Source organism: Sorangiineae bacterium MSr11954, assembly GCA_037157815.1.
Taxonomy (GTDB): domain Bacteria; phylum Myxococcota_A; class Polyangia; order Polyangiales; family Polyangiaceae; genus Pendulispora; species Pendulispora albinea.
Genome location: CP089984.1, coordinates 11502129 through 11525568, shown reverse-complemented (window position 1 = coordinate 11525568; position 23440 = coordinate 11502129). Strand labels below are relative to the sequence as shown.

20 protein-coding genes and 1 pseudogene are annotated in these 23440 nt (G+C 65.9%); 13 read left to right on the top strand and 8 right to left on the bottom strand.

The annotated features are described in order from the left end of the window. Positions 1–44 precede the first annotated feature (44 nt). A complete protein-coding gene (locus tag LZC94_45235) occupies positions 45–1058 on the bottom strand; it encodes an RNA polymerase sigma factor (GenBank protein WXB15011.1) in 1014 nt (337 codons plus the stop codon). Between the two features lie 820 nt (positions 1059–1878). Between LZC94_45235 and LZC94_45230 the strand changes: the two genes are divergently transcribed. Further along, positions 1879–2175 (top strand): hypothetical protein, encoded by a 297-nt coding sequence (locus LZC94_45230; protein ID WXB15010.1) that lies wholly within the window; start codon positions 1879–1881, stop codon positions 2173–2175. A gap of 47 nt (positions 2176–2222) precedes the next feature. On the opposite strand, the gene LZC94_45225 is transcribed toward LZC94_45230, so the two are convergent. From LZC94_45225 to LZC94_45215, 3 genes are all read right to left on the bottom strand, one after another. Further along, positions 2223–4226 (bottom strand): pyrroloquinoline quinone-dependent dehydrogenase, encoded by a 2004-nt coding sequence (locus tag LZC94_45225; GenBank protein ID WXB15009.1) that lies wholly within the window; start codon positions 4224–4226, stop codon positions 2223–2225. Positions 4227–4330: 104 nt separating this feature from the next. After that, positions 4331–5740 carry a carbohydrate porin gene (locus tag LZC94_45220; protein WXB15008.1) on the bottom strand — a complete coding sequence of 470 codons (1410 nt, stop codon included), beginning with the start codon at positions 5738–5740 and terminating at the stop codon, positions 4331–4333. 178 nt (positions 5741–5918) lie between these two features. Beyond that, positions 5919–6959: a polysaccharide lyase gene (locus LZC94_45215; protein ID WXB15007.1), complete on the bottom strand. Its 1041-nt coding sequence runs from the start codon at positions 6957–6959 to the stop codon at positions 5919–5921. A gap of 186 nt (positions 6960–7145) precedes the next feature. Between LZC94_45215 and LZC94_45210 the strand changes: the two genes are divergently transcribed. Continuing rightward, positions 7146–7910, top strand: coding sequence for a hypothetical protein (locus LZC94_45210; protein WXB15006.1), 765 nt, complete (start codon positions 7146–7148; stop codon positions 7908–7910). Here the strand turns inward: LZC94_45210 and LZC94_45205 are convergent. The 3 genes and pseudogenes from LZC94_45205 to LZC94_45195 all read right to left on the bottom strand — a co-directional run bounded on the left by LZC94_45205 (position 7907) and on the right by LZC94_45195 (position 10090). Beyond that, positions 7907–8821: a DUF692 domain-containing protein gene (locus LZC94_45205; protein ID WXB15005.1), complete on the bottom strand. Its 915-nt coding sequence runs from the start codon at positions 8819–8821 to the stop codon at positions 7907–7909. The two genes, LZC94_45210 and LZC94_45205, sit on opposite strands and share 4 nt — an antisense overlap. Before the next feature lie 113 nt (positions 8822–8934). Beyond that, positions 8935–9159, bottom strand: a pseudogene (locus tag LZC94_45200) (hypothetical protein). Positions 9160–9289: 130 nt separating this feature from the next. Then, positions 9290–10090 (bottom strand): hypothetical protein, encoded by an 801-nt coding sequence (locus LZC94_45195; GenBank protein ID WXB15004.1) that lies wholly within the window; start codon positions 10088–10090, stop codon positions 9290–9292. Positions 10091–10344: 254 nt separating this feature from the next. On the opposite strand from LZC94_45195, the gene LZC94_45190 reads away from it, so the two are divergent. The 8 genes from LZC94_45190 to LZC94_45155 all read left to right on the top strand — a co-directional run bounded on the left by LZC94_45190 (position 10345) and on the right by LZC94_45155 (position 19313). Beyond that, positions 10345–11559, top strand: a complete 1215-nt coding sequence (locus tag LZC94_45190) for a family 16 glycosylhydrolase (protein ID WXB15003.1) — start codon at positions 10345–10347, stop codon at positions 11557–11559. Between the two features lie 117 nt (positions 11560–11676). Next, complete coding sequence (locus tag LZC94_45185; GenBank protein WXB15002.1) at positions 11677–11970, top strand: SemiSWEET transporter; 294 nt, start codon at positions 11677–11679, stop codon at positions 11968–11970. A gap of 30 nt (positions 11971–12000) precedes the next feature. Then, positions 12001–12996, top strand: coding sequence for a LacI family transcriptional regulator (locus LZC94_45180; protein ID WXB15001.1), 996 nt, complete (start codon positions 12001–12003; stop codon positions 12994–12996). 118 nt (positions 12997–13114) lie between these two features. Then, complete coding sequence (locus tag LZC94_45175) at positions 13115–14491, top strand: extracellular solute-binding protein (GenBank protein ID WXB15000.1); 1377 nt, start codon at positions 13115–13117, stop codon at positions 14489–14491. Further along, positions 14488–15402: a sugar ABC transporter permease gene (locus tag LZC94_45170; protein WXB14999.1), complete on the top strand. Its 915-nt coding sequence runs from the start codon at positions 14488–14490 to the stop codon at positions 15400–15402. The genes LZC94_45175 and LZC94_45170 overlap by 4 nt, the downstream gene beginning before the upstream one ends. 7 nt (positions 15403–15409) lie before the next feature. Further along, positions 15410–16297: a carbohydrate ABC transporter permease gene (locus LZC94_45165; GenBank protein ID WXB14998.1), complete on the top strand. Its 888-nt coding sequence runs from the start codon at positions 15410–15412 to the stop codon at positions 16295–16297. A 1-nt stretch (position 16298) separates the two neighbouring features. Next, entirely contained in the window at positions 16299–17987 is a 1689-nt protein-coding gene (locus tag LZC94_45160; GenBank protein WXB14997.1) for a glycoside hydrolase family 13 protein, read from the top strand. Between the two features lie 312 nt (positions 17988–18299). Beyond that, positions 18300–19313, top strand: coding sequence for a heme-binding domain-containing protein (locus LZC94_45155; protein ID WXB14996.1), 1014 nt, complete (start codon positions 18300–18302; stop codon positions 19311–19313). Positions 19314–19339: 26 nt separating this feature from the next. Here the strand turns inward: LZC94_45155 and LZC94_45150 are convergent, their stop codons facing one another. Further along, positions 19340–20020 carry an aldolase gene (locus tag LZC94_45150; protein WXB14995.1) on the bottom strand — a complete coding sequence of 227 codons (681 nt, stop codon included), beginning with the start codon at positions 20018–20020 and terminating at the stop codon, positions 19340–19342. 403 nt (positions 20021–20423) lie between these two features. Between LZC94_45150 and LZC94_45145 the strand changes: the two genes are divergently transcribed. From LZC94_45145 to LZC94_45135, 3 genes are read left to right on the top strand one after another with little or no spacing between them, the layout of a single operon-like run. Continuing rightward, positions 20424–21662, top strand: a complete 1239-nt coding sequence (locus tag LZC94_45145) for a sugar ABC transporter substrate-binding protein (GenBank protein ID WXB14994.1) — start codon at positions 20424–20426, stop codon at positions 21660–21662. Then, a complete protein-coding gene (locus tag LZC94_45140) occupies positions 21659–22558 on the top strand; it encodes a sugar ABC transporter permease (protein ID WXB14993.1) in 900 nt (299 codons plus the stop codon). The genes LZC94_45145 and LZC94_45140 overlap by 4 nt, the downstream gene beginning before the upstream one ends. After that, a complete protein-coding gene (locus LZC94_45135; protein ID WXB14992.1) occupies positions 22555–23424 on the top strand; it encodes a carbohydrate ABC transporter permease in 870 nt (289 codons plus the stop codon). Before LZC94_45140 ends, LZC94_45135 begins: the two co-directional genes overlap by 4 nt. Positions 23425–23440: the final 16 nt, after the last annotated feature.

Here is a 23440-nt window from a genome sequence, read left to right as displayed (position 1 = left end):
CTCGATATGTATTTTGGAGACGTTCGAATCAGCTCAGCGCGCCGCTATTTCCAATATCGGTATCCATTGATGCGAAATGGAACACCGAGCTCGCGGCAGACGTCGGCGATGAAATCCGGCGTGTAGAAGTAGTTCTGGAGGTGCGCGATGCGATCGCCCTCGACGGCGATGCGGGTGATGGCGCGCACGGCCTCGCCGTCGTCGTGCTGGTACCAGGAGAGCAAGAGCGGCTCGCCGCGGTAGATGCGCACCTCGGCGCGGGGCGGGGTCGGGTGGCTCCCCTTTCGGAGGCTCCAATCGATGCCGGTCCAGGTGGGATCCGCCAGCTTTTCGCTGCCGAAGAGCATTCCCGGCAGGATGCGGATGCGGGCCGACTTGGCGCCGTACTCCGTGGTGACGCCGACCACGTCGATGGTGGACGTGTCGAGCATGAGCGCCGTCAGGCGATCGAGATCGCGCGCGTTGAACGCGTCGCAGAACGCATCGAGCACCGCGGCGGCCGCCGGCTCTGCGGCCTTCTCCGGCTCGGGCTCCACCAGCTTGCCGCGCCCGCGATGAAGCGCCGTCTTCACGGTGCCGGTCGTCGTCGACAGCGCCTCGGCGATCTCCTCCAGGGTCAGCTCGAACACGTCCTTGAGCACCACGGCCGCGCGCTCCTGCGGCGAGAGCCGCACGAGCAAGGTGCCGGCGGCTTCCCGGGCCGCGCGCGGCTCGTGCGGCTCGTGCAGCTCGTGCGGAATGGCGGGCTCGCCCTCGAGACGCTCCGAGAATGCGAGCTCGCGCCGCCGGCGCATTTGATCGATCCAGAGGTTCGACGCCATCCGGAACAACCACGCCTTTGGATTGGGCGGCCCTTCCACCATGCGCGCCAAGGTCGAGAATGCGCGCGCCAGGGTGTCCTGGGTGAGATCCTCGGCGTCCCAGGGGCTGCGGGTGAGGTAGCGGCAATACCGATAAAGCTCCGGCCGCAGCGGCTCGTAGACGTCGAGAAACTGATGCCAGGAGCCCTTGACGGTGCCCGAAAGCTCACCCAGCGAATCGGTGGACGATGTGCTCATGCGCGAAAAACGGCGAGGGCCGCCAAAAGGATAGCAGGGCTCGTAATTTTTTCTGAATCGGCATTTTTCCGCCGGAACAGGCACCTCGCGGCGGCGTTGGGTTGCGAGCCGTACCGGGCGTTGCCAGCCGTACACAGGCATCGTGAGACACCGTGAACGGTCGACGCCGGAGCAAAGGCCCTGACGATATCGTACTCCAGTGTGTGCCATCGTCTCGATGCGGGCGGCGAGGCTCCCGCTCCCCGCCGTCGTCGGTGCGCAAGCGGAGGCACACGAAGTGCTAGCTACGTTCCACCGTCGCGTACGACGACGTTGACAAGCACCGTCGGCGCGAAAATGCACGACCATGATCGCTCGATCCTTCGCTTCCCTTTTTGGTGCCTTATCTCTTTTCACCATCTCCGCCGCCACATCTGCGCAACCTGCTTCGGCATCGCCCCCCGCGGCTTCGACGCCCGCGGCTTCTGGTCCCGCGACGCCCGCGGCTTCTGGTCCCGCGACGCCCGCAGCGTCCGCACCCGCAGCGTCCGCGCCCGCGGATAACCGCCCGACGATCGACGTTCGCTTTACGGCGAACAAATCCGATGTACGGCTGTATCGCATAACCGAAACGGGGGACGTACCGCTTTGCGCGGCACCGTGCGTCGCACCGCTTTCACTGGGAGCACAGACGCTCGCGCTCTCCCACGGAGGGGACGCGAACATCGACGGCAAGTTTCCGGTCGACATCCGTGGCCCCTCGCGCATCGAGGGAACACATTCGTCCCGCGCCTGGTTGCGCTCGATCGGAATCCTCCCGTTCACGGCCGGCCTGATCGGCATGCTGACGATCTTCGTACTGTCGGGCGGAGATCTTGCGTGCGACCACGAGACCGAGGACTGCAGCCATTCCATCGGCCCGACATACATGGTTCCATTTGCCATCTCCGCGGGCGCCTTCGCCGCCGGGACGCTCTTCTTCTTCATCCCCGACAAAGTCGAGCTCCAGGTGATTCCCCTGGCATCGGCGCCTCGAACCGAGCAGCCATCCTCGCCGCACACGAGCGCCCGTCGAAGCTCGTTCACGGCCGCCGGCGAAACGAACGCGCCCGGTCTCTCCCTGCGTCTCCGATTCTGAACCGGCCGTCGAGCCGCTCGAGCCGCTCGAGCGCCTCGAGCCGCCGATCAATCCGGCAGCGCAAACGCCACCAAATGATCGCCCGGCCGGCTCGATAGAAAGACGCTCCCGCCGGCCGCGATGACCACGAATTGCCGCCCGCTCGGCGCGCGGTATGTCATGGGGGTCGCCTGTCCCCCCGTGGGCAAGGGCGCACGCCAGAGCTCTTTTCCGGTGTCCACGTCCATGGCTCGCAACACGTTATCCATGGTGGCCGCAATGAAGGCCAGACCGCCATCGGTCACGATGGGCCCGCCCAGCGCCATCGAGCCCCACGTCTCGGAGCCCGGAACGAGCTCCAGCCCCGGCATGCGCCCCAAGGGAACGTCCCAACGGATGGCCCCCGTGGCCAGATCGACGGCCACCAATTTGCCCCACGGCGGCTTGGTGCACGGCAAGGGAACGAGCGGCCCGCGCGGGACGTGCCGCGCCATGCGGTACGGCGTGCCGGCCTGCTCGCCCACGTCTTCACCCGGCATGGGCACATAAAGCTCGGAGCGTGGAATGAGCCGCACCAGATACGGCAAACGATTCACGCTCGTCATCAAAAGCCCGCGATGGGCGTCGATGGCGACACCTCCCCAATTCACGCCCCCGAGCGGCCCCGGAAATTGAATCGTCCCGCGCGTGCTCACGGGCGTGAAGATGCCCTCGGAGCGCGCGCCCGCCAGGATGGCCCGACACGCTTCGCGGTCGATGGCGGTGAGCCCCCACGCATCGTCCGGCGTAACCCGCGTTTCGCCGGTCAAGTTGGGGGTCGCGACCGGAAAAGGCTGCGTCGGGCTCGCCACTTCGCCCGGAACGTCGCTGGGCGGCACCGGGCGCTCCTCGACCGGCAAGAGCGGTTTGCCGTTGTCGCGATCGAGGAGGAACAGGTGCCCTTGTTTCGTTGCTACGGCAACGGCCGGCCAATCTTTGCCGTCGCGGTGCACGGTGGTCAGCGCGGGCGGCGCGGCCACGTCGTAATCCCAAATATCGTGGTGCACGACCTGGAATGCCCACACGAGCTTCCCCGTGGACGCGCGCAGCGCCGCCAGCGAATTGGCGTGCGGCCCCGGCCCTCTGCGCAGGCCGCCGTAGTAATCGGGCGCGGGGGAGCTCGTCGGCAAAAAGACCAAATCGCGCTCGGGATCGGACGCCATCATGCTCCACACGTTGGCCGCCCGCGCGCGCGCGGCGTCCTCGGGAGACCACGCCTCGTAGCCCGGATCGGACGCGCTTCGCGGGATCGGATCCCAGCTCCACGCGAGCGCCCCCGTGCGCGCATCGAAGCCGCGCACGACGCCCCGTGGAACATGGATGGTCGCATTGTCGAGCACCATCGAGCCGATCACCACCATCCCGTTGACGATGGCCGGCGGCGACGTCATCCCGTAGCGCCCCGGCGCGAAGTCCTCCACCCCGGCCCCGAGATCGACGAAGCCCGCCCGCCCGAAGCCGGCGCAAGGCTCTCCGCTCTCGGCGTCGAGCGCCACCAGCCGCGCGTCGAGGGTGGCGAGGAAGATGCGGCGCCGGCAGGAGCTCGGGCCCACCGCGGGATCCTCCCACGAGGCCACGCCGCGGGACGTGAGGCTCGGCAGATACCGCACACGCAGGTTCACCTTGGGATCGAACGTCCAACGCTCGGTGCCCGTCTCCGGATCGAGCGCGATCACCCGGTCGAAGCCGGTGCTCACATAGAGCGAGCCAAATACGTAAATGGGGGTCGACTGGAAGGTGCTGATGTTCGGATGATTGAGCACATAGGCGATATCGCCCGTGCGGTACGTCCACGCCCGCCGGAGCCGCCCCACGTTGTCGCGCGTGATCTGCGCGAGCGGCGAATGGCGCGCGCCCCCCGGATCGCGCCCGTAGGCGGGCCACTCGCCCTCGGCCACCGCGCTGGACTCGGCCCGAGCGACACCGGCCGGCGCCTCGCTGTCCGGCGCCACCTTGCAGTTCCATAGGCCCATGACGAAGGCCGCGAACCCCACCCCACCGACGACCGATGCCCCGCCGCGCCGACGTTTCATGACGTCCTCCGATCCGAACGATGGGCAAAGTCTCACACATCCGCGGGGCGCGCGAAAATCGGCGGGCTCTTTTTCGGCAGACCGCTCGTGCTATCGGCTCGAGCTCAGAACCACCACTCGGTGCGGGCGCCCACGAAGTGCGCGAGCTTCGTCGGGCCGACGGTCTCGAGGAACTGCGACATCAGCTGATCCTGCGCGGCCTGGTTGTAAATGCCCAACGTGTAAATGCCGCGGATGTGCGGGCGGGTCCACATGCTGCGGCCACCGCTGGGAACGATGGTGGGGACCACCGACAGCTTGACGGCCATCCCTTGAGCCTTTCCATCGTCTTTGCGCGTTTGGAAGGTGGCCTCGGTGATCATGTGAAACTGGTCCGTCACGAAGATGGTCGGCCTGACGCCGACCACGTAGTCCGAACGCGCGTTGGCATCCCGAGGTGTCGCCGATGGCGCCAAGTCGCTCGTTCCTTGGCTGTAGTGGGCCGCGAAATACCCATTGATGCCGACGACGCGCTGGATGTCGATGCCGAAGTGCTCCACGAGCTCCACACCGTATGCGCCTTTGTACGTGCCGTCGGCCGCGGTCGAGCCGAAGGTGTCGAAGGTGGAGCCCCCGCTCTCGGCGCCGTTGGCGATGCGGGTACCGTAGCGGATGGATGTGTCGCTAAATGAATCGCCGCCGAAGTCCAGGTGAACCTTCGCGCCGCCCACCGCGCCCCAGTCGGGTGGGTTCACGGCCGCGTCGGTCTGAATGTCTTGCTTGCCCGATCGCGGCACCACGTGAAGCTCGCCCAGGGCTTGGACGAAGCTCGTCTTGGGCCCGAACAGGTATTTGTATTCCGCAACGAACATCGTCCGCTGGCGGGTGACCTGCTGCGGCGGGCCGTCGGGCATCCCCACGTTGGTGCGGAAGAAGGGCGAGGAGCCCGTCTTGGTCAGGATGGCCACGTCGATCTCGCCGAAGCCCGGGCGCGTGTAGATGGCGCCCACGCCCTGGGCGGGCAGGTTGTTGAAATAATAATAGTCGGCGATGTGGATATCGTTTTTACGATACAGGCGGGAGCCCAGCCAGATCTCGAGCCCGGGCGTGAACACGTTCTTGGCTTGGATGTACGCCTGCTCGGGGAAGATCTTGATGCTATCGGTGTCGCCGTTCGACAGGGAGCTGACGACGGAGCCGCCCGAGGAGTACATCTCGAAGCTCGTCACCAGATCGACGGTGGTCTCGGTGTCTTTGTCTTTGTCGGCTTTTTTCAGGTGCAGCCGCATCATCGGCTCGAGGTAATCGCCTTCCTCGAGGCGGCCGCCGAGGGCTCTTCGCCGGGTCAAGTTCATGTAGCGGCCCGAGACCACCTGACCGCTCTTGGTCCAGCCGATCCCCATGCGGCCATAGCCCATGAACTCGACCCTGTCGGAGCTGATTTCGGCCGACGCCGTATTTGGCATACTGCAGACGAGCGCGGCCGCAGCCGCGGTGATACAGGCTCCCGCGGAGCGCAATCGGAGTCGAAGCATTTCGTATCTCGCTCAGGGACAAGAAGCTCGCCCCCCGGCACCGGTCGACCCGACGTGCATGTGGTCGCACGCGCGCGAAGGCAACCCCCAAACGAACTACGAATACCGTCTTGGAGCGCGACGCGGCGCGCCAAATTCGAATCGGCGCGCCGCCCGGCGCGGGGTTCGATGCGCGGAGCTAGTGCTGAATCCCCGTGGAGAGCGAGAAGTTCGCGAAGTAAGCATACTCGGAGACGCTGGGGCCCCAGCTCGTATCGTGACCGCCGAAGAACGTCGAGAAGAATATGCCGCTGAACGGAATGTTAGAAATGCCCTTTGCGATACCCGGCTCAGCGAGGACCTGTTTGCCATCGAACCACACGGTGACATCGCCCGTGGATCGATTCACCAGTTGTTCCACCGTGTGCCATTTGCCGTCGGCCGTCCATTTCCAGTTACCGAAGTAGTCCACGCCGTAGCCGCTCGGCCCCGCGTTGCTGGGCGTGTACAAGTAAACTTCGCCCGCGTTGGGCGCGCCGCCGTGGTTGCGCCACATGAACCGGGTCGACCATCCCCACCCATGGTTCCCGCCGGAGGCCTCGCCGATGTTGCCACCGTAGAGCCCGGGCAGCTTGCCGCCTTTGCCGAAGCTCCACCCCGAGGGAAACTTCACGTTGTATTTGAGGTCCAACGTCTTGGAGTTGGCCATGGTGCTGCCGGCGGAGCCGAGCGACGAGAGCTTGGTGTGGAACTGTCCCCCTCCCGGGTTTGGGCAGTTCGTGCACGAGTTGGCCGAGGAGCCCTTTCCGTAAAAGACCCGAAGGGCCGATCCGCCGCCGGGCGCGCTCGAATCCGAGACGGCGCTGAGCTGCCCCAGGCCCCACGAGCCTTGCGACGTGTAGCCCCACGCCGATTGCCACGAGGAGCTGCGGAACCCTGCGAATTGGCCCGCCCATTGGGGTGCGGCTGCCGCGGCCGCGGTGCTCGGATCGGGGTCGAGGGGTTCGGCGGTGCTCGGGTCGAGGTTCCGTACGTCGGGGTCGGCGTCGGCGGAACTTGAATGGTCGTCGGGGGTCGCCGCGGACGTCGAGGCGCGATCGAGCGCCGAGATCGTGGAGTCGTCCTCCCGTTCGGAAGCGTCTGCGCTGCAGCCTTGGATGAGGACCAGGGGAAGGGCGATGCAGGCGAAGGCGGACGGCGGGATCGGAGAGATGGTGGGGTGGGGCTTGGTGGCGAACATAGGGCGTCCTTTCGCAAATTTTGGGCTATGACACCGGTTACCTTCAACAAAAAGCAAATGAGGGACCAGCCCGCCAATGGCTCGCGGACCGTGCGATCCAAGGCGTCTTTTCGCGCGGGGTGCACGATGCGATCATGGGTTTTGACTTATCCATGATCGCGATCATCATTGATCCAGGAGCCCACGATGGATGAAGCGCGCGAGCAGCTGATCACGGCGATTTGCCTTTTCCCCGACGAGGAGACGGCCGTCGAACGAGGGCTCGATGCGGCCGATCTTTCGCCGGAGGAGCGCGCACATTTCGAGGCGCACGCGCGGCGCCTGCTCCTCTACCGCCGCCTGGTGCGCGGAAATCTCGAGGGCGCGGCGCGACGCCTGCTTCCGCGCACGGTCGCGTGCCTCGAACGGTGCGGCGCCTTCGAGCGCGAGCTCGGCGCGTTCTTCGCGGAAGCGTGCACACGCACCCACTACCTCCGCGACATGGGCGCGGAGCTCGTACGCTGGGGCGTACCGCGGTGGAGCGGCGCCGATTTTCCCCGCCACCTCGCGGATCTCGCGCGCTACGAGGCGCTGGAGCTCGACGTGGCCATCGCCGCCCCTGCCCCGGCGCCTGCCGCGCGCGACGAGCTCGCGCTGGATCGCGCTGTCGTCTTCGAGCCCACCGCCCGCCTCGCGCACTTCGCGCACGCCGTTCACGAGGAGGACGGCGATCCGCCCTCGGCGCGCGCCGCCACCGTCCTCGTCTTTCGCGATCGCGAGCACGCCGTCCACACGCGCGAAATCGCGCCCGACGTCGCCCCCGTGCTCGAACGCCTCCTCGCGGGTGCGACGCTCGCGCACGCCGTACGCGGCGAATCATCGGCCGCCATCGACGATGCGCTCCTCGCCCGCGTCGCCGAGGCGCTGGCCGCGCTGGCGGACGAGCACATCCTCCTCGGAGCGTCCGCCTAGCCGCCTGCCTCGTCCTCTAGTTGCCCGCCTAGCCACCTAGCTACCTGCCCAGCCGCGTACCCCTCTATCCCGCCGCCCGCCGCAGTCCACACACGATCCGCCACCGCCCGCACCCTTCGCACCTCGGCGAGCAGCCCGTCGAGCGGCGGGATCGCGTGGTCGCGCTCCAGCAAAATCGGCACGGGGCCGGTGCGCGCGAGCGCGCGTTCCAAGAGCGCGTACACGGGATCGGGGACGTCGGCGCCGTGGGTGTCGACCAGCAGCCGCTCCCCGCCCGGCGCGTCCATCCATTCGCCGCCGGCGACATGAATGTGCACGGTGCGCTCGAGCGGCGCGCGATCGAGCCAGCGCTGCACGTCGAAGCCGAGGTTCGTGGCGTTGACGAAGGCGTTGTTCACGTCGAGCAAAAGACCGCACCCCGCGCGCTCGCAGAGCTCCGCCAGGAAATCCGGCTCCTCGATCTCGGCGCGCCCGGGCGGCAGGTAATAGCTGATGTTCTCGACGGCGAGCGGCATCCCCAGCGCGTCCATCACCTCCCGCGCGCGATCGACGATGCGCCCGAGGCTCGCGCGCGTGAACGCAATCGGCAAGAGCTCGTGAAGCACTCGCCCGCCGCTCGCGCCAAAACAAAGATGATCGGAGTGATACGGCGCCCGCACCTCCTCGAGGAACGTGCGGAGCTCGCGCAAGAAGGCGCCATCGAAGGGCTCGGTCCCCCCGAGCGACAAGGTGAGCCCGTGCGCGAGCAGCGGATAGCGCTGCGCAAGGCGTAGGAGCCCGGCCCGGTGGTATCCGCCTCGCCCGATGTAATTCTCCGGTGCGATCTCGAGAAAATCGAGCTCCTCGGGCAAGCCCGCCACGAGCTCGTCCACGAACTCCCACCGAAGACCCAGGCCGACCTTCGCGCGCACGACCCCTCCTCGAACTACTTCTTGGTGGGCGGCGGCGGCGCCGAACCGCACGTGCCCGCACCGCAGCTGGCCTGCGCCGGCGCCGGCTTCTTTCCAGGCTTCTTCGCGGTGACCGGCTTCGCCGCGGGCGCGGGCTCGCTGGGCGCCGCGACCGCCGGCGTCGCAGGTGCCGCAGCGGCGCTCGGCGCGACGTTGCCCGACGTGCCGCTCGCGGCAGACGTCGACGGTGCCATCGGCTCGCTCGCGGCGGACGGGGTGGTGGCCGACGCCGGGGCGGTGGCCGGAGCCGCGGGGGCGCTGGTGCTCGTCTCGGCCGCGGGCGGAGCGTTGGCCTCGGGCGCGGGCGAGCCGCCGCACGCGACGATGAGCGCGGAGGTTCCCAGGGTGGCAAGAACTCCGGCGATGCTCGATGCGTTCAACTTGGTCATGACAAACGTTCCTTTCTTCGTTTCGAGTTCGATGTCTTCTTCATTGCGGCGTGGCGCGCAGCTCGAATGTCACGTCGAGGACGTCCGCGACCTTGGTCCCCAGCAAAGAAAAGGCGCGCTTGGCCAGCTTACCCAAATTGTCGCGCGGCTTCACGTCGTGCTCCGCAATGGTAATTTTGAACGGCGATTTGGTGGTGATGTCCATCGACGTGGGATGGCTCTCGGCCGCCGCCCCCGCCGGATAGTGAAAGCGGACCTCGAGCGGCACCTCCTTGTCGACCTTGTGCCCGTGGAGCAAAAGCTCGCCGTGCGACGTCACGATGACCGTGCGCGTCTCGCCGTCTTTCGCGGAGACCGCCGGCACCTTCGTCACGTCGGCGGCGCTGAGGCCATCGATGGAGCGAATCGAGTACACCGCCCAGCGATTGGCCTCGCGCACATCGGGGGTCACGGCGTCGCCCACCTCGAGCCAGCCGGCGGCGTCCTTCGTCTGCTTCGAGTCCTGCGGCTCGCTATCGAACGTATGCGTCTTCAACGAGGTGAGATCGATCTTCACCTCGCCGCGCGTATTGGCGAGGTTCAGAAAATCGACGTCCAGCGCGCCCGCGGACACCGATGTATCGCCCTTCAAATGCTCGGCCGGCGCAGGCCCGTCGATGTGCGTCTTTCCATCCGGCGCGATGGCGTACTTCACGACCATCGCCGTGGGCGGCGGCTTGGACACGGGGAGCGAGCTCGCGCTGGCTGCGAGCTTCGGCGCGCCCTCGCCATCGTCCTTCTTGCTACAGCCTGCGGCCACGAGCGCCGTGCATGCAAACATCACGAAAAGGCTTCGGTGCATGGTGTTGCTCAGGGTACGACCGCCGCGCGCAGCGGTTTCGCATTTTTCTTCGCGCCCGCCTGAGGCGAGCTCACGCTCATCCCCGCAACCCCCCATGATCGCATCGATCATGGCGGATCGCGAGCCCAGCACTCCTCGGTCGGGCGAAAATGCGCGCGGGAAATCCTTATGAGGATACTCATCCTCATTACGGCACGCCCCGTGCACCCGAAGCGCGCGTCATCTGGATTTCCAATGACCGAAAGGAGCTCCCCATGGTCATGGTGCAGCGCAAGATTGGATGGGTCGCGGTGCTCGGCGCCGCGTGGCTGGCCGCGAGCCCCGGGCCCGCAGATGCTGCAACGGCGACCTTCACCGACGACTTCAATGGTCCGGCGGGAAGCGCGATCGACACCAGCAAATGGCGGTACGAGACGGGCGACAACGTCAACAACCACGAGCGGCAGTACTACACGTCGGGCACCAACAACGCCGCCATGGATGGCCAGGGCCACCTGGTGATCACGGCGCGGCGCGAGAACCCCGGCAACTACAATTGCTGGTACGGGCGCTGTCAGTACACCTCCGCGCGCTTGTCCACCGCCGCCACCTTCACCCAGGCGTATGGCCACTTCGAGGCGCGCCTCAAGGTGCCGCGCGGGCAGGGCATGTGGCCGGCGTTCTGGATGCTGGGCAATGACATCGGCACCGTGGGCTGGCCGGCCAGCGGGGAGATCGACATCATGGAAAACGTCGGCTTCGAGCCCGGCACCGTGCATGGCACCTTGCACGGCCCCGGGTACTCGGGAGCCGGCGGGGTCGGTGCCGGCTATACGCTCCCCAATGGGCAAGCCTTCGCCGATGGGTTCCACACGTTCGCCGTGGATTGGGCGCCGGGCTCGGTCACCTTCTCGGTGGACGGAAATGCGTATGCGACCAAAACGCCGGCCGACATCGGCGGCAACCGCTGGGTGTTCGATCATCCCTTTTACATCATCTTGAACCTGGCCGTCGGCGGCTATTGGCCGGGCGATCCCGACGCGAGCACCGTCTTTCCGCAGCAGCTCGTGGTCGATTACGTGCACGTCACCGCCAGCAGCACGGGCGGACGCACGGGCCCCATCACCGGGCTCGCCGGCAAGTGCGTGGACGTGGCCGGCGCCAACCCCGCCAATGGCACCGCCGTGCAGCTCTATGATTGCAATGGCACGAATGCCCAACAGTGGACATTTGGATCGGACCAGTCCGTTCGCGCGCTCGGAAAGTGTTTGGACGTGGCCAGCGGCGGGACGGCCGACGGCACGAAAGTTCAACTCTACGACTGCAACGGCAGCGGGGCGCAGAAGTGGACGATCTCCGCCGGCCGCGACATCGTGAACCCGCAGGCCAACAAGTGCCTGGATGTCTCCGGCAACAACTCCGCAAATGGCACGCCGCTGCAAATCTGGAGTTGTACGGGGGCCGCCAACCAGAAATGGAACGCTCCCTGACGTGTCTGGGTAACGCTCACGGGGAGCAAACGAAAACAGCGGGTGACGCAGCGACCCCAGCGCGACTCTCCTCTAGACAGCCGCTTGGAGTGCACCTAACGATGCCGCACTCTTTTGATGGCCATCGCGTTGTCCGAGTTGGTTGGATATGTCGCTGCGTCGTTGACGACGGCGGCGCTGATCCCGCAAGCCCTCCTCATCTGGCGAACTCGTCGGGCGGAAGGCGTCTCCATTGGGATGTACATCGTCTTCAGCACCGGCGTTGCCCTCTGGATCGCCTACGGCTTGTCCGCCCGCGCCTGGCCGGTGGTGGTCGCCAATGTGGTGACCTTGGGGTTCAGCCTCTGGATCCTGGCCATGAAGCTGCGTTTCGAACGCGCCACGCGCCACGGCGCAAAGCCCATGCAATAAATTGCACGCGGCTGCCGTATACTTGCATGCATGACACGTCGGCTGGCGGAGGTGGCGAAGTATGTCGGGGTGAGTGAGGCGACCGTGAGCCGCGTGCTCAATGGCAAACCGGGCATCTCCGATCCCACCCGCACCGCCGTGCTCACCGCCCTCGACGTGCTCGGCTACGAGCGCCCCGTCAAGCTCCGCGGCGAGCGGGCGCGCTTGGTGGGCCTCGTTCTGCCCGAGCTGCAAAACCCCATCTTTCCCGCCTTCGCCGAGGCGGTGGCGGGCGCGCTGGCCAGCCGCGGCTTCACCCCGGTGCTCTGCACCCGCACCACGCACGGGGTGACCGAGTCGGACTACGTCGACATGTTGCTCGAGCAACAAGTCTCGGGCGTGGTCTTCGCAGGCGGCAACTACGCGCAGGGCGACGCGGATCACGGGCATTACCACCGCATGCTCGAGCGCGGGCTGCCGGCGGTCTTGATCAACGCCGGCATCGAGGGCCTGGGGTTCTCGAGCGTCTCGGCCGACGACGCGGTGGCGGTCGAGCAAGCGCACCGGCACCTCTCGTCCTTGGGCCATAGCGCCATCGGCATGATCCTGGGCCCGGCCGATCACGTCCCCTCGGCCCGCAAATACGAGGCGTTCGTGCGCCAGCGCGGCGATGAAGCGCGGGTGGAGCGCACCATCTTTTCCATGGAGGGCGGGCACGCGGCGGCGGCGCGCTTGGTGGAGCGCGGCGTGACGGGCATCATCTGCGCGAGCGACGTCTTGGCCCTCGGCGCCATCCGCGGGGTGCGCCGCGCGGGGCTCGACGTTCCGCGCGACGTATCCATCGTGGGCTACGACGACTCGACCATGATGGCGTGCACCGATCCGCCGCTCACCACCATCCGTCAGCCCATCGAGGCGATGGGGCAAGCGGCCGTGCGGCTGCTCGCGGGCGAAATCGCCGGCACCACGGAGCGCTCGGACGAGCTGCTCTTCGAGCCCGAGCTGGTGGTGCGCGGCTCCACCGGCGCCGCGCCCGCACGTCGTTAAACGGGCCTTTAGCTCACTGCGTCATCGCAAAAAGATGCGGCAAGGCGCCGTTTGTCGCATTTTTGCACGATGATGTGTATCTTTTGCACAGGCCGTAACGTTTCGGAGGGAGGTCGGAGTGAACACGAGAACGTCGGGCTGGATGGCCCTTGCGAGCATCGTCGTGCTGACCGGCTGCACAGGCTGCAACCGCCCCCAGGGAGGCGGGGGCGCGGGGCAGGAAAAAGGAGCGGGCGGGGAGAGCGGCACCATCACCCTCACGGTCAACGCGCTTCCGCCGCCGACCGAAGCCTTCGAACGCCAGGTGTTCTTGGATGACGTCAAAGCCTTCGAGGCGCAGAACCCGAACATCAAAATCGACGCGCACGAGGGCAAGATGGACCCGCGCACCTTTACGACCAAGCTGGCGGGCGGTCAGCTCGAGGACGTCTTTTACGTCTACTTCACGGATCCGCCGAACCTCATCGCCAAAAAGCAAGTGGCGGAGATCACGCCCTACCTCGATACGATCCCCGCGGCAAAGCATCTACGCCCCGAGCTCCTCGAGGTCTTCTCGGGGTTGGGCGGCAAAGTGTATGGGCTGCCCTGGAAGAATTATTCGATGGGTCTCCTCTACAACCGAACTTTGTTCGCAAAAGCCGGACTCGATCCGAACGTTCCACCCAAAACATGGGCCGACGTTCGAACCTGCGCCAAAAAGATCGCCGCCCTGGGCGACGGCATCGTTGGCTATGGAGACTACAGCAAGAGCAACACGGGAGGCTGGCACTTCACGGCCGAGATCTATTCACTCGGCGGCGAAATCGCCGTTAAAGACGGCGAGACCTGGAGGGCCGCCTTCAACGACGAGAGGGGCAAGCAGGTGCTCCAGCAGCTCAAGGACATGCGCTGGACCGACAACTCGATGGGCGCGCGCCAGTTCCTCGAGTGGGCCGATTTGCTGCAGATGATGGCGGCCGGAAAGCTCGGCATGTACATCGCTACGTCGGACAACGTGCCGGTGCTGGTGAGTCAATTCAAAGGCAACTACGACGAATATGGGCTCGGCCCCATACCGGGCGGAAAGGCCACGCTCGCCGGGGGCGAAGGGTTCATGTTCAACGCCAAGGCGAGCCCGGAGAAGATCAAGGCGGGCCTGAAATGGCTCGCCTTCAAGTACGACAACCCGGATCGATTGGGCGAACAATACCAACGCGAAGCGGAGGCCAAGCAGCCCGTGGGGTTGCCCGAGCCGGCCATTTGGACCGGCGAGCCCCGTCAAAAGCTGGAGAACGCGCTTCGCGAGCACGGCAACCTGCCGGCCCAGAACTATGCGCCCTTTCGTGCGGCAACGGGCGGTGTACCGCTCAAGCTGGAGCCCCCGCTCGCCCAACGGATTTATGCGGTGCTCGACACCGCCATGGCCAAGGTGCTGACCGATCCCAACGCCGACATCGGCGCGCTGCTCGAGGGCGCGGAGAAACAGGCCAACACGATCCTCGCGACCGTGAAATGACCGCGACCTCCATCCGCGGGGGGAGGCGGCGCAGACGGCGGACCCCGGACCCGATCTCCGACCAAGCGATGGCCTATGCCTTCATGGCGCCGGCCATCGCCTGCTTCGCGCTCTTCTCGTGGTATCCGTTGGTGCGCGGGGTGATCCTCGGCTTTCAGCGGGTCGACTTCGTCACCGAGCCCGAGTGGGTGGGCCTCGACAACTTCCGCGCCATCTTCGGAGATCCGCTGTTTTGGACCGCGTGGCGCAACACCCTGGAGTTCACGGGCCTGGCCCTGATGTTCGGCTATGTGGCGCCCTTTTTTCTGGCGGTGGTCGTCAACGAGCTGCGGCATTTCAAAGGCTATTTTCGAATTGCCGTTTACCTGCCGGTGATGCTCCCGCCCCTGGTCGTGGTGCTCTTGTGGCAATACCTCTACGACCCCGGCAATGGCCTCTTCAATACGCTCTTGCGCGGGGCCCATTTGCCCGAGTCGCAATGGACCCAATCGCCGCGCACGGCCATGCTGTCGCTGGTGCTCGTGTCCACCTGGGCGAACATGGGGACGGCCACTTTGATGTACCTCGCGGCCTTGCAGAACATCCCGGGGGAGCTCTACGAGGCGGCGGAGCTCGAGGGGGCCAATGTCTGGCAGCGCCTTCGCCACGTCACCCTTCCGCAGATGCGCTTCATCCTGCTCGTCTTGTTGATGCTGCAAATCGTGGCGACCATGCAGGTGTTCATCGAGCCGTTCCAGCTCACCGGCACCACCAACCCGGACACCATCACGGTGATGGTGCTCATTTACCGTTACGCGTTCACCGTGAATCACGACTTCGGCATGGCCGCCGCGATGAGCGTGCTCCTGTTCCTCGTGCTCGGAGCCTTCTCCGCCGCCTACCTGCGGCTGACGTGGCCGAACGACCGCTGACCGACCCATGAACGAAACGCGCTCCCTCTTCTCCGCCCAACACTTCCGCCGGCGGCGCCATCGCGCCCTGTACGTGGTGGTGCTCGCCTTGCTCGCCGCCGCGTTCGCGCTGGTGTTCTTCTTCCCCATGTACTGGATGGTCATCGGCTCGCTGAAGGATCCCGCCGAGCTCGCGAGGCCCGCGCCGACGTTCTTCCCCGAGAGCTTTCACCCCGAGGTTTACGTCAAAGCCTGGAACGAGCTCGATATCGGGCGCTATTTTCTCAATACCGCATTTTATGCATTGGGCGGGTGGCTCACCCAGCTCGTGGTCGACGTGACATGTGCGTACGCGCTCTCGAAGCTGCGCCCCATCCTGGGCAACGTGGTCCTCGCGGGGATGCTCGCCAGCCTGCTCTTACCGGCGGCCGCGCTGCTCGTACCGGCTTATCTCACCGTCAGCGACGTGCCCCTCGTGCATTGGAACCTGCTCGATACGCCGTGGGCTTTGTGGCTGCCGGGCGCGGCGAACGCCTTCAACATTTACGTGCTGAAGCAGTTCTTCGACCGCATCCCCGAAGAGCTCCTCGAGGCGGCCCGCATCGATGGCGCGGGCCGGGTGCGCACATTGGTGAGCATCGTGCTGCCGCTCTCGGGGCCGGTGCTGGCGGTGGTCTCCATTTTTGCCGTCATCGGCATGTGGAAGGATTTTCTATGGCCCTTGCTGGTGCTGCAAGAGCCGCGAACGCAGACCCTCACCGTGGCCTTGAGCCGTCTGTCCGCCACGGGCCGGGTGCCGCTCACCGAGGTGATGGCGGGCCTGGTGATCGCGAGCATCCCCATGATTGCCACGTTCCTGGTGTTCCAGCGCAGCATCTTGCGCGGCCTCGCCGCCGGCGGCTCGAAGGAGGGCTGAGGTGCAAAACCAGATACGAAGCCAGGCACGAAGCCAAACAGAAAAACAGGAATGGTGGCGCGACGCCGTCATCTACCAGGTGTACCCGCGCAGCTTCGCCGACGGCAACGGCGATGGCGTCGGCGATCTGGCCGGCATCCGAAACAAGCTGCCGTATTTGCAGTGGCTCGGCGTCGACGCCCTTTGGTTGAATCCATGGTACGCCTCGCCCATGGCGGACGCCGGCTACGACGTGGCCGATTACCGCCGGATCGATCCGCTCTTTGGCACCTTGGGCGAGGCCGAATCGCTGATCGCGGAGGCGCGCGCGCTCGGTATCCGCATCATCGTGGACGTGGTTCCCAATCACGTCTCCAAAGAACACCCGTGGTTTCAGGCCGCCCTCGCCAAAGGCCCCGACGCCCCCGAGCGCCGCCTCTTTTGGTTCCGCCAAGGCCGCGGTAAACGCGGCGAGCTCCCGCCCACGCAATGGGTATCCCCTTTTGGCGGCAACACATGGACCCGCACCCCGGACGGACAATGGTACCTGCATTTGTTCGACTCCGCGCAGCCCGATTTGAATTGGGAACACCCCGCCGTGCGCGCCGAGCTCGAGTCGGTGCTGCGATTCTGGTTCGACCGCGGCGCCTCCGGCATCCGCATCGACTCGGCCGCGTTGCTCGCCAAAGATCCGAGCTTGCCCGAGGTGCACGAGGTGAGTGACGGGAGCGCACGGAGCGAGGCCCGCGCGCACCCCTTCACCGATCGCGACGAGGTCCACGCCATTTACCGCGCGTGGCGGCGCATCGCCGAGGGCTACGGCGGCGATCGGGCGCTCATCGGTGAAGTGTGGCTGCCCGATCGCGAGCGCTTCGTGCAGTACCTGCGCCCCGACGAGCTGCACACCGCCTTCAACTTCGATTTCCTCTGCTGCCCGTGGGATGCGCTCCGCCTGCGCGCCATCATCGAAGGCACCCTCGCGTCGCACGCCGCGATGGGCGCACCTCCGACGTGGGTTCTATCGAACCACGACGTAACCCGACACATCACACGCTACGGCCGCGACGACACCTCCTTTCGATTCGGCGCGCGCCGCCATGGAACACCGGTGGATTTGCGCCTCGGCACACGTCGCGCGCGCGCGGCGATTCTGCTCGCGCTGGCGCTGCCCGGCTCCGCATACATTTATCAAGGCGAGGAGCTGGGCCTCTGGGAGGTCGAGGATATCCGCCCCGAGCTTCGTCAAGATCCGATATGGCATCGCACCGGCCACGTCGATCCAGGCCGCGACGGCTGCCGGATCCCGCTGCCTTGGTCCGGCGAGGCTCCCCCTTTTGGCTTCAGCCCGCCGCACGCCATCCGCGCCCCATGGCTTCCGCAACCGGCCGCATGGCGCGCGCTCACCATGGAGAGCCAAGCCGGCGATCGCGCATCCATGCTCACGCTCTACCGACGCGCGCTCCGATGGCGCCGCATCCTGCGCGGGCGCGGCGCGCTCGGGGATGGCACCTTGACGTGGCTCGAGGATCACGATGCGCACGATGGCGTGCTCGCCTTTTCGCGAACGGGGCCGCGCGAGCGTTTCGTATGCATCACCAACCTTTCGAATGGGGTGGTGCCTTTGCCCGCGCATCATCGTGTTTTGCTCGCCAGCGGATCGCTCGACGGAGATTTGCTCTCGGCGGACACCACTGTGTGGCTATGCACATAAGCAATGATAAAAGCAGGTAAGCGCTTCCCGAAACCGCAGCGGTGGGTCAGCCCGCGCTCGGGGGGATCCAGGTCGACGATCGCTTCGTCTATTGGGTGCGCGGCGGCACCCATGGGGGCGTCATGCGCTTGGTGAAATAGAGGTTCGCGCGGGTGCGCGCTTTCGCCGCACCCGAAAGCGATCCCATCCGAGCGCCGAGCGCCGCGCACCATTTCGATGAAAAGGCCGGCCGCCGCGAAACCGGATGGCTCGAGCGGCGTGCTTGGGAGGAAGACACGTTCATCTTCTCCCTATCCACGGGCGGTCATCCACGTGAGCACGAGCAAACGAAGCAAGAAGTGGTTCGTCTTGTTGGGCATATGCGCAATTGGCGCCATTGGCGTGCAGTTCATTCGCCCCAAGCTGGACAACCCGCCCGTCACGGCGAACCTCACGGCGCCGGCGCCGGTCGAGAACATTTTGCGGAGGGCTTGCTACGACTGCCACTCCAACGAGACCCGGCTCCCCTGGTTCGATCGGATATCGCCCGCCATTTGGCTGGTGGCAAAAGACGTGAGGGAGGGCAGGGCCGTGCTCAATTTCTCACATTGGGATCGGCTGACCAACGATCAACGCAAGGCGAAGCTCTTCGAGTCGCTGAACCAAGTCACGTTCGAAACCATGCCGCCCAAGCCATACCGCATGCTGCACCCGGAAGCGCGCTTGACGGAGCAAGACCTGGCGGCGCTGCGCGACTACGTGGCGGCGCAAGCCCCCGCGCCCGGACCGAATGCCGCCAAAGCGGATGCCGGCCGCCATCAGTATGAAGCGTGGCTTCAAGCTCCGCCCGCCAAGGAGGTGCAACCCACGAAGAATGGCATCGCCTACATGCCTGACTACAAGAGCTGGACCGTCATCAGCACCACGGACCGATTCGACAATGGGACCATGAGGGTCATCACGGCCAACGACATCGCCATGAAAGCCATCGAAGCGCACGCCATCGACCCTTGGCCGGACGGCAGCATCTTCGCCAAGATCGTCTGGGACCAGGTCGCGGAGGCCGACGGCAGCGTACACCCCGGTGAGTTCAAGGCCGTCGAGTTCATGATCAAGGACGGCCGAACGTACGCGTCCACCGCCGGTTGGGGTTGGGCGCGATGGAGAGGCCCGTCGTTGCAACCCTACGGGGAGAGCGCCTCGTTCACCACGGAGTGCGTGAACTGCCACGCCCCCATGAAGCACAACGACTTCGTTTTTACCGCGCCGCTGCAGCTCGCCATGCGCCCGAACCTGGAGGCCGCAGCCGCGCACCTCACGCAGCAACGCACATCGGCCGCGCCCTGACGTCTCCGCGGCCGGCGCACGCCGGGTCAGCGCATGAAGTCCCGCGACTCGGCCGTGAGAATCCGCTTTACGCTCTCCAAGTGCAGGCGGGCGCTCTCGGGATCGCCCGCGCGCATTTGCTGGTAGCACGCCTCGGCGACGTGGGCGGGGATCGGTTTGAGGGGCCGGCCGGTGCTCATGGCTTTGAGTTGAACCTCGGCGGCGCGTTCCAGGTAATACAGATCGTCCCAGGCCTCGGCGATGCTGGGGCCGGTTACCATGACGCCATGATTCTTCAGGAATACGATGTCGGCGTCGCCCATGGCGGCGGCGATGCGGTCTCCTTCGGAGGTGTCGAGCGCAAGGCCGTTGTAGCTCTCGTCGACGGAGGTGCGGCCGTAAAACTTGAGCGCGGTTTGGCCGGCCCACATCAGCGGAGGCCCCTCGAGCATGCCCAGCGCGGTCGCATGCGGCATGTGGGTGTGGAAGGCGGCGGCGGCGCTCGGTTTGCGCAGATGAAGGCGCGCATGGATGTAGAATGCGGTGGCTTCGGGCTCGCCGGTGCCGGCCACGACATGACCGTGTAGGTCGCAGACGAGCAGGCGCGAAGCGGTGATTTCCTCGAAGGCCCACCCGTACGGGTTCACCAGAAACAGCTCCGGATGCCCGGGCACCAGCGCGGAGAAATGGTTGCAGATCCCCTCGTGCAAACCGAGGCGCGCCGCCATTTGAAAACAGGCGGCGAGGGTCGATGCGGGCCTGTAAGACCGGCGCGCTATCGAGGTATGCGTAGCGCGATGTAGTAGGCGCCTGTGCAGCCGGTTCGCGAACGGCGAGTTGGTGGGCCATTGCCCGAGCGTAGGGAAGAGCTCCTCGACTGGCCAGTTCTGGCCCAGTGGCATAACCAGGAATGGCACAACCGCAGTCATAACCTTGTATGGCACAACCGCGAACTACGCATCGCGTGAGCGTTAAAGGCAACGTCGTTTCAATCGAAAGGCGCTAGCGTGGAATTTTATGACGCTACCAAGCGTGCTTTTGGCATTCGTTACCGTCTTTGCGCTACTTCTGGGCACGACGACCGCTCGTGCGGACGCCACATTGACGATTGGCACAGTGAACAATGCGGACATGGTCCGCATGCAAGCGCTGTCCAGCGAGTACGAGCGCGCGCACCCCGGCCTGCGTTTGAATTGGGTGATCCTCGAGGAAAACACGCTGCGGCAGCGGCTGACCACCGATATCTCGACCCACGGCGGCCAATTCGACGTGATGACCATCGGCGCCTACGAGGCCCCGCTCTGGGGCGCCCAGCAGTGGCTGCAGCCGCTCGACGGGCTCCCCGCCGATTACGAGCTATCGGACCTCTTTCCCAATGTGCGCGAGCAGCTCACCGCCGGCGGGCACCTCTACGCGGTGCCGTTCTACGCCGAAGCATCCATTACCTTTTACCGCAAAGACCTATTTGCCGCGCGCGGCCTGACCATGCCCGAGCGCCCCACGTGGCAGCAGATTCGCGAGCTCGCCGCGGCGCTGCACCAGCCCGATCGCGGCGTTTATGGCATTTGTCTGCGGGGCAAAGCGGGGTGGGGCGAGAACATGGCGCTGCTCGGCACCCTCGTCAACGCCTACGGCGGCCGCTGGTTCGATCCCGACTGGCGCCCGCAGATCGACACCCCGCCATGGCACGAGGCGGTGAGCTTCTATATCGATCTCCTCGGCCGCTATGGCCCTCCTGGCCCCAGCGACAATGGCTTCAACGAGAACCTGGCCCTGTTCGCGGCCGGCCGCTGCGCCATGTGGGTCGACGCCAGCGTGGCCGGCGGCACCTTGGTCGATCCCAAGGAGAGCACGGTGGCGGCCAAGGTCGGCTTTGCGCGCGCGCCGCAGCAGGTCACCGATCGCGGCTCCTCGTGGCTCTGGGTCTGGTCTTTGGCGATCCCAGCGAGCTCGCGGCAAACGCAGGCCGCGCGCGATTTCATCCTATGGGCCACCTCGCGCGCGTATCTGCGCAAGGTGGGCGAGCGTTACGGGGTGGCCAGCACGCCGCCCGGGACGCGTTTGTCCACCTACGAGGCGCCCGAGTACATGGCGGCGGCGCCGTTCGCGAAGGTCACCTTCGACTCGCTCCGCGCGGTCGATCCGGCGCACCCCACCCTCTTGCCGGTGCCGTACAAGGGCATCCAGCTCGTCTCCATCCCCGAGTTCCAAGCGGTGGCCACCTTGGTCGGCCGCATGGTGGCCGGCGCGCTCACCGGGCGCGGCCAGGTCGATCACGTGCTGCGCACCTGTCAAAATGCCGTGGAGCGCACCATGAAGCGCGCCGGCTATTATCGAAATAGCGCCGCGCGCGCCGCGGGGGAGCCATGAGCGCCTCCTCGCGAAGGGCGCGCGTGCAGCCCGAGCGCCTCTTGGGCCAGCCGGCGGTGGTCCTGCTCCTGCTCTGGATGATCGTGCCGCTGGCGATGACCGTCTACTTCTCCACGCAATATTTCAATTTGCTCTATCCGAAGAAATCGTCGTTCGTAGGGCTGGAGAATTTTGCTTACTTCTTCACCTATCCGAGCTTCTGGACCAGCGTGCTCAATACCGTGTTGCTCGTGGGCTCGGTGCTGGCGATCACCGTGGTGTTCGGGGTCCTGATCAGCGTGCTGGTCGACGAGCACTTTCCGGGGCAGGGCATCGTGCGCATGCTCCTGGTCTCGCCGTTCTTCATCATGCCCACGGTGGCCGCGCTGGCATGGAAGAACCTGCTCATGAACCCCGTCTCCGGCTTCTTCGCCTGGATCGCGCGGGCGTTCGGGGCGACGCCCGTCAATTGGTTCGCGGACTGGCCGCTGCTCTCCGTGATCCTGGTGGTCGCGTGGGAGTGGCTGCCATTCGCCATTTTGATCTTCGTCACCGCGCTGCAGTCGATGGATCGCGAGCAAAAAGAGGCGGCGCAAATGGATGGCGCGCGCGCCTGGGCCATCTTCCGGTACCTCACGTTGCCGCATTTGGGGCGGCCCATCGCGGTGGTGGTGATGGTCGAGGCCATCTTCCTCCTCAATGTGTTCGCGGAGATCTTCGTCACCACCAACGGCGGGCCGGGCGACGCCACCACCAACGTCCCCTTCCTGGTCTACACCCAGGCGCTGCTCGAGTTCGACGTGGGCGCCGCGTCCGCCGGCGGCCTGGTCGCCGTGGTGCTGGCCAACATCGTGGCCGTCTTTTTGATTCGCCTGATCGGCCAATCGCTGACCGCGCGCTCCGGTGCCCCGTCATGAGCCCGACTTCGTCGCAAAAGCCATCGTCCACGCGGCGAACCCGTCGAACCCGCCGGCAGCTCGCCCGAACCTTGCGTGCCCTGGCGGCGTGGGCGGTCGGCCTGGCCATGTTCTTTCCCATCGCGTGGATGCTCCTCACCAGCTTCAAGACGGAGCTGGAAGCGTTCAGCACGCCGCCGCGCTTCGCCTTCGAGCCGACCTTGGAGAACTACCGGCAGATCCTGGAGCGCGCCAACTATTTGCATTATGCATTTAATTCCATCGTCACCGCCGGCGGCGCCACGCTCCTGGGTATGCTGGTGGCGGTGCCGGCGGCCTATGCGTTCGCGTTTCATCCCACCGCGCGCACCCGCAGCACCTTGCTCTGGATGCTCTCCACCAAAATGCTCCCCGGCGTGGGCGTCTTGGTGCCGATTTACCTCCTGGCGCGCGACACCAACCTGCTCGACTCCCGCACAGCGCTGATCCTCGTCTTCACCCTCGTCAATTTACCGATCATGGTCTGGATGATTTACACGTACTTCCGCGACGTCCCGGCCGACATCGTGGAGGCGGCCAAGATGGATGGCGCGGGCACCTGGGAGACGTTGCGCGACGTGCTCTTGCCCGTGTGCCGCGGAGGGCTCGCGTCCACGGCGCTGCTTTGCTTGATCCTGTCGTGGAACGAGTCGTTCTGGTCGCTCAACCTCACCACCAGCCATGCGGCACCGCTGTCGGCGCTGGTGGCCTCGTTCTCCAGCCCCGAGGGGCTCTTCTGGGCGAAGCTGTCGGCCGTATCCACCTTGGCGTGCGCGCCAATTTTGGTGTTGGGCTGGCTCTCGCAAAGGCAGCTGGTGCGCGGTCTCACCTTCGGGGCGGTCAAATAGGTCATCCATCAGGAGT

What these genes read in the sequence shown, in the direction of transcription:
- LZC94_45235 (WXB15011.1), bottom strand. Translation starts at nt 1,058, where the DNA reads ATGAGCACATCGTCCACCGATTCGCTGGGTGAGCTTTCGGGCACCGTC.
- LZC94_45230 (WXB15010.1), top strand. Translation starts at nt 1,879, where the DNA reads ATGCTGACGATCTTCGTACTGTCGGGCGGAGATCTTGCGTGCGACCAC.
- LZC94_45225 (WXB15009.1), bottom strand. Translation starts at nt 4,226, where the DNA reads ATGAAACGTCGGCGCGGCGGGGCATCGGTCGTCGGTGGGGTGGGGTTC.
- LZC94_45220 (WXB15008.1), bottom strand. Translation starts at nt 5,740, where the DNA reads ATGCTTCGACTCCGATTGCGCTCCGCGGGAGCCTGTATCACCGCGGCT.
- LZC94_45215 (WXB15007.1), bottom strand. Translation starts at nt 6,959, where the DNA reads ATGTTCGCCACCAAGCCCCACCCCACCATCTCTCCGATCCCGCCGTCC.
- LZC94_45210 (WXB15006.1), top strand. Translation starts at nt 7,146, where the DNA reads ATGGATGAAGCGCGCGAGCAGCTGATCACGGCGATTTGCCTTTTCCCC.
- LZC94_45195 (WXB15004.1), bottom strand. Translation starts at nt 10,090, where the DNA reads ATGCACCGAAGCCTTTTCGTGATGTTTGCATGCACGGCGCTCGTGGCC.
- LZC94_45190 (WXB15003.1), top strand. Translation starts at nt 10,345, where the DNA reads ATGGTCATGGTGCAGCGCAAGATTGGATGGGTCGCGGTGCTCGGCGCC.
- LZC94_45185 (WXB15002.1), top strand. Translation starts at nt 11,677, where the DNA reads ATGGCCATCGCGTTGTCCGAGTTGGTTGGATATGTCGCTGCGTCGTTG.
- LZC94_45180 (WXB15001.1), top strand. Translation starts at nt 12,001, where the DNA reads ATGACACGTCGGCTGGCGGAGGTGGCGAAGTATGTCGGGGTGAGTGAG.
- LZC94_45170 (WXB14999.1), top strand. Translation starts at nt 14,488, where the DNA reads ATGACCGCGACCTCCATCCGCGGGGGGAGGCGGCGCAGACGGCGGACC.
- LZC94_45165 (WXB14998.1), top strand. Translation starts at nt 15,410, where the DNA reads ATGAACGAAACGCGCTCCCTCTTCTCCGCCCAACACTTCCGCCGGCGG.
- LZC94_45150 (WXB14995.1), bottom strand. Translation starts at nt 20,020, where the DNA reads ATGGCGGCGCGCCTCGGTTTGCACGAGGGGATCTGCAACCATTTCTCC.
- LZC94_45145 (WXB14994.1), top strand. Translation starts at nt 20,424, where the DNA reads ATGGTCCGCATGCAAGCGCTGTCCAGCGAGTACGAGCGCGCGCACCCC.
- LZC94_45140 (WXB14993.1), top strand. Translation starts at nt 21,659, where the DNA reads ATGAGCGCCTCCTCGCGAAGGGCGCGCGTGCAGCCCGAGCGCCTCTTG.
- LZC94_45135 (WXB14992.1), top strand. Translation starts at nt 22,555, where the DNA reads ATGAGCCCGACTTCGTCGCAAAAGCCATCGTCCACGCGGCGAACCCGT.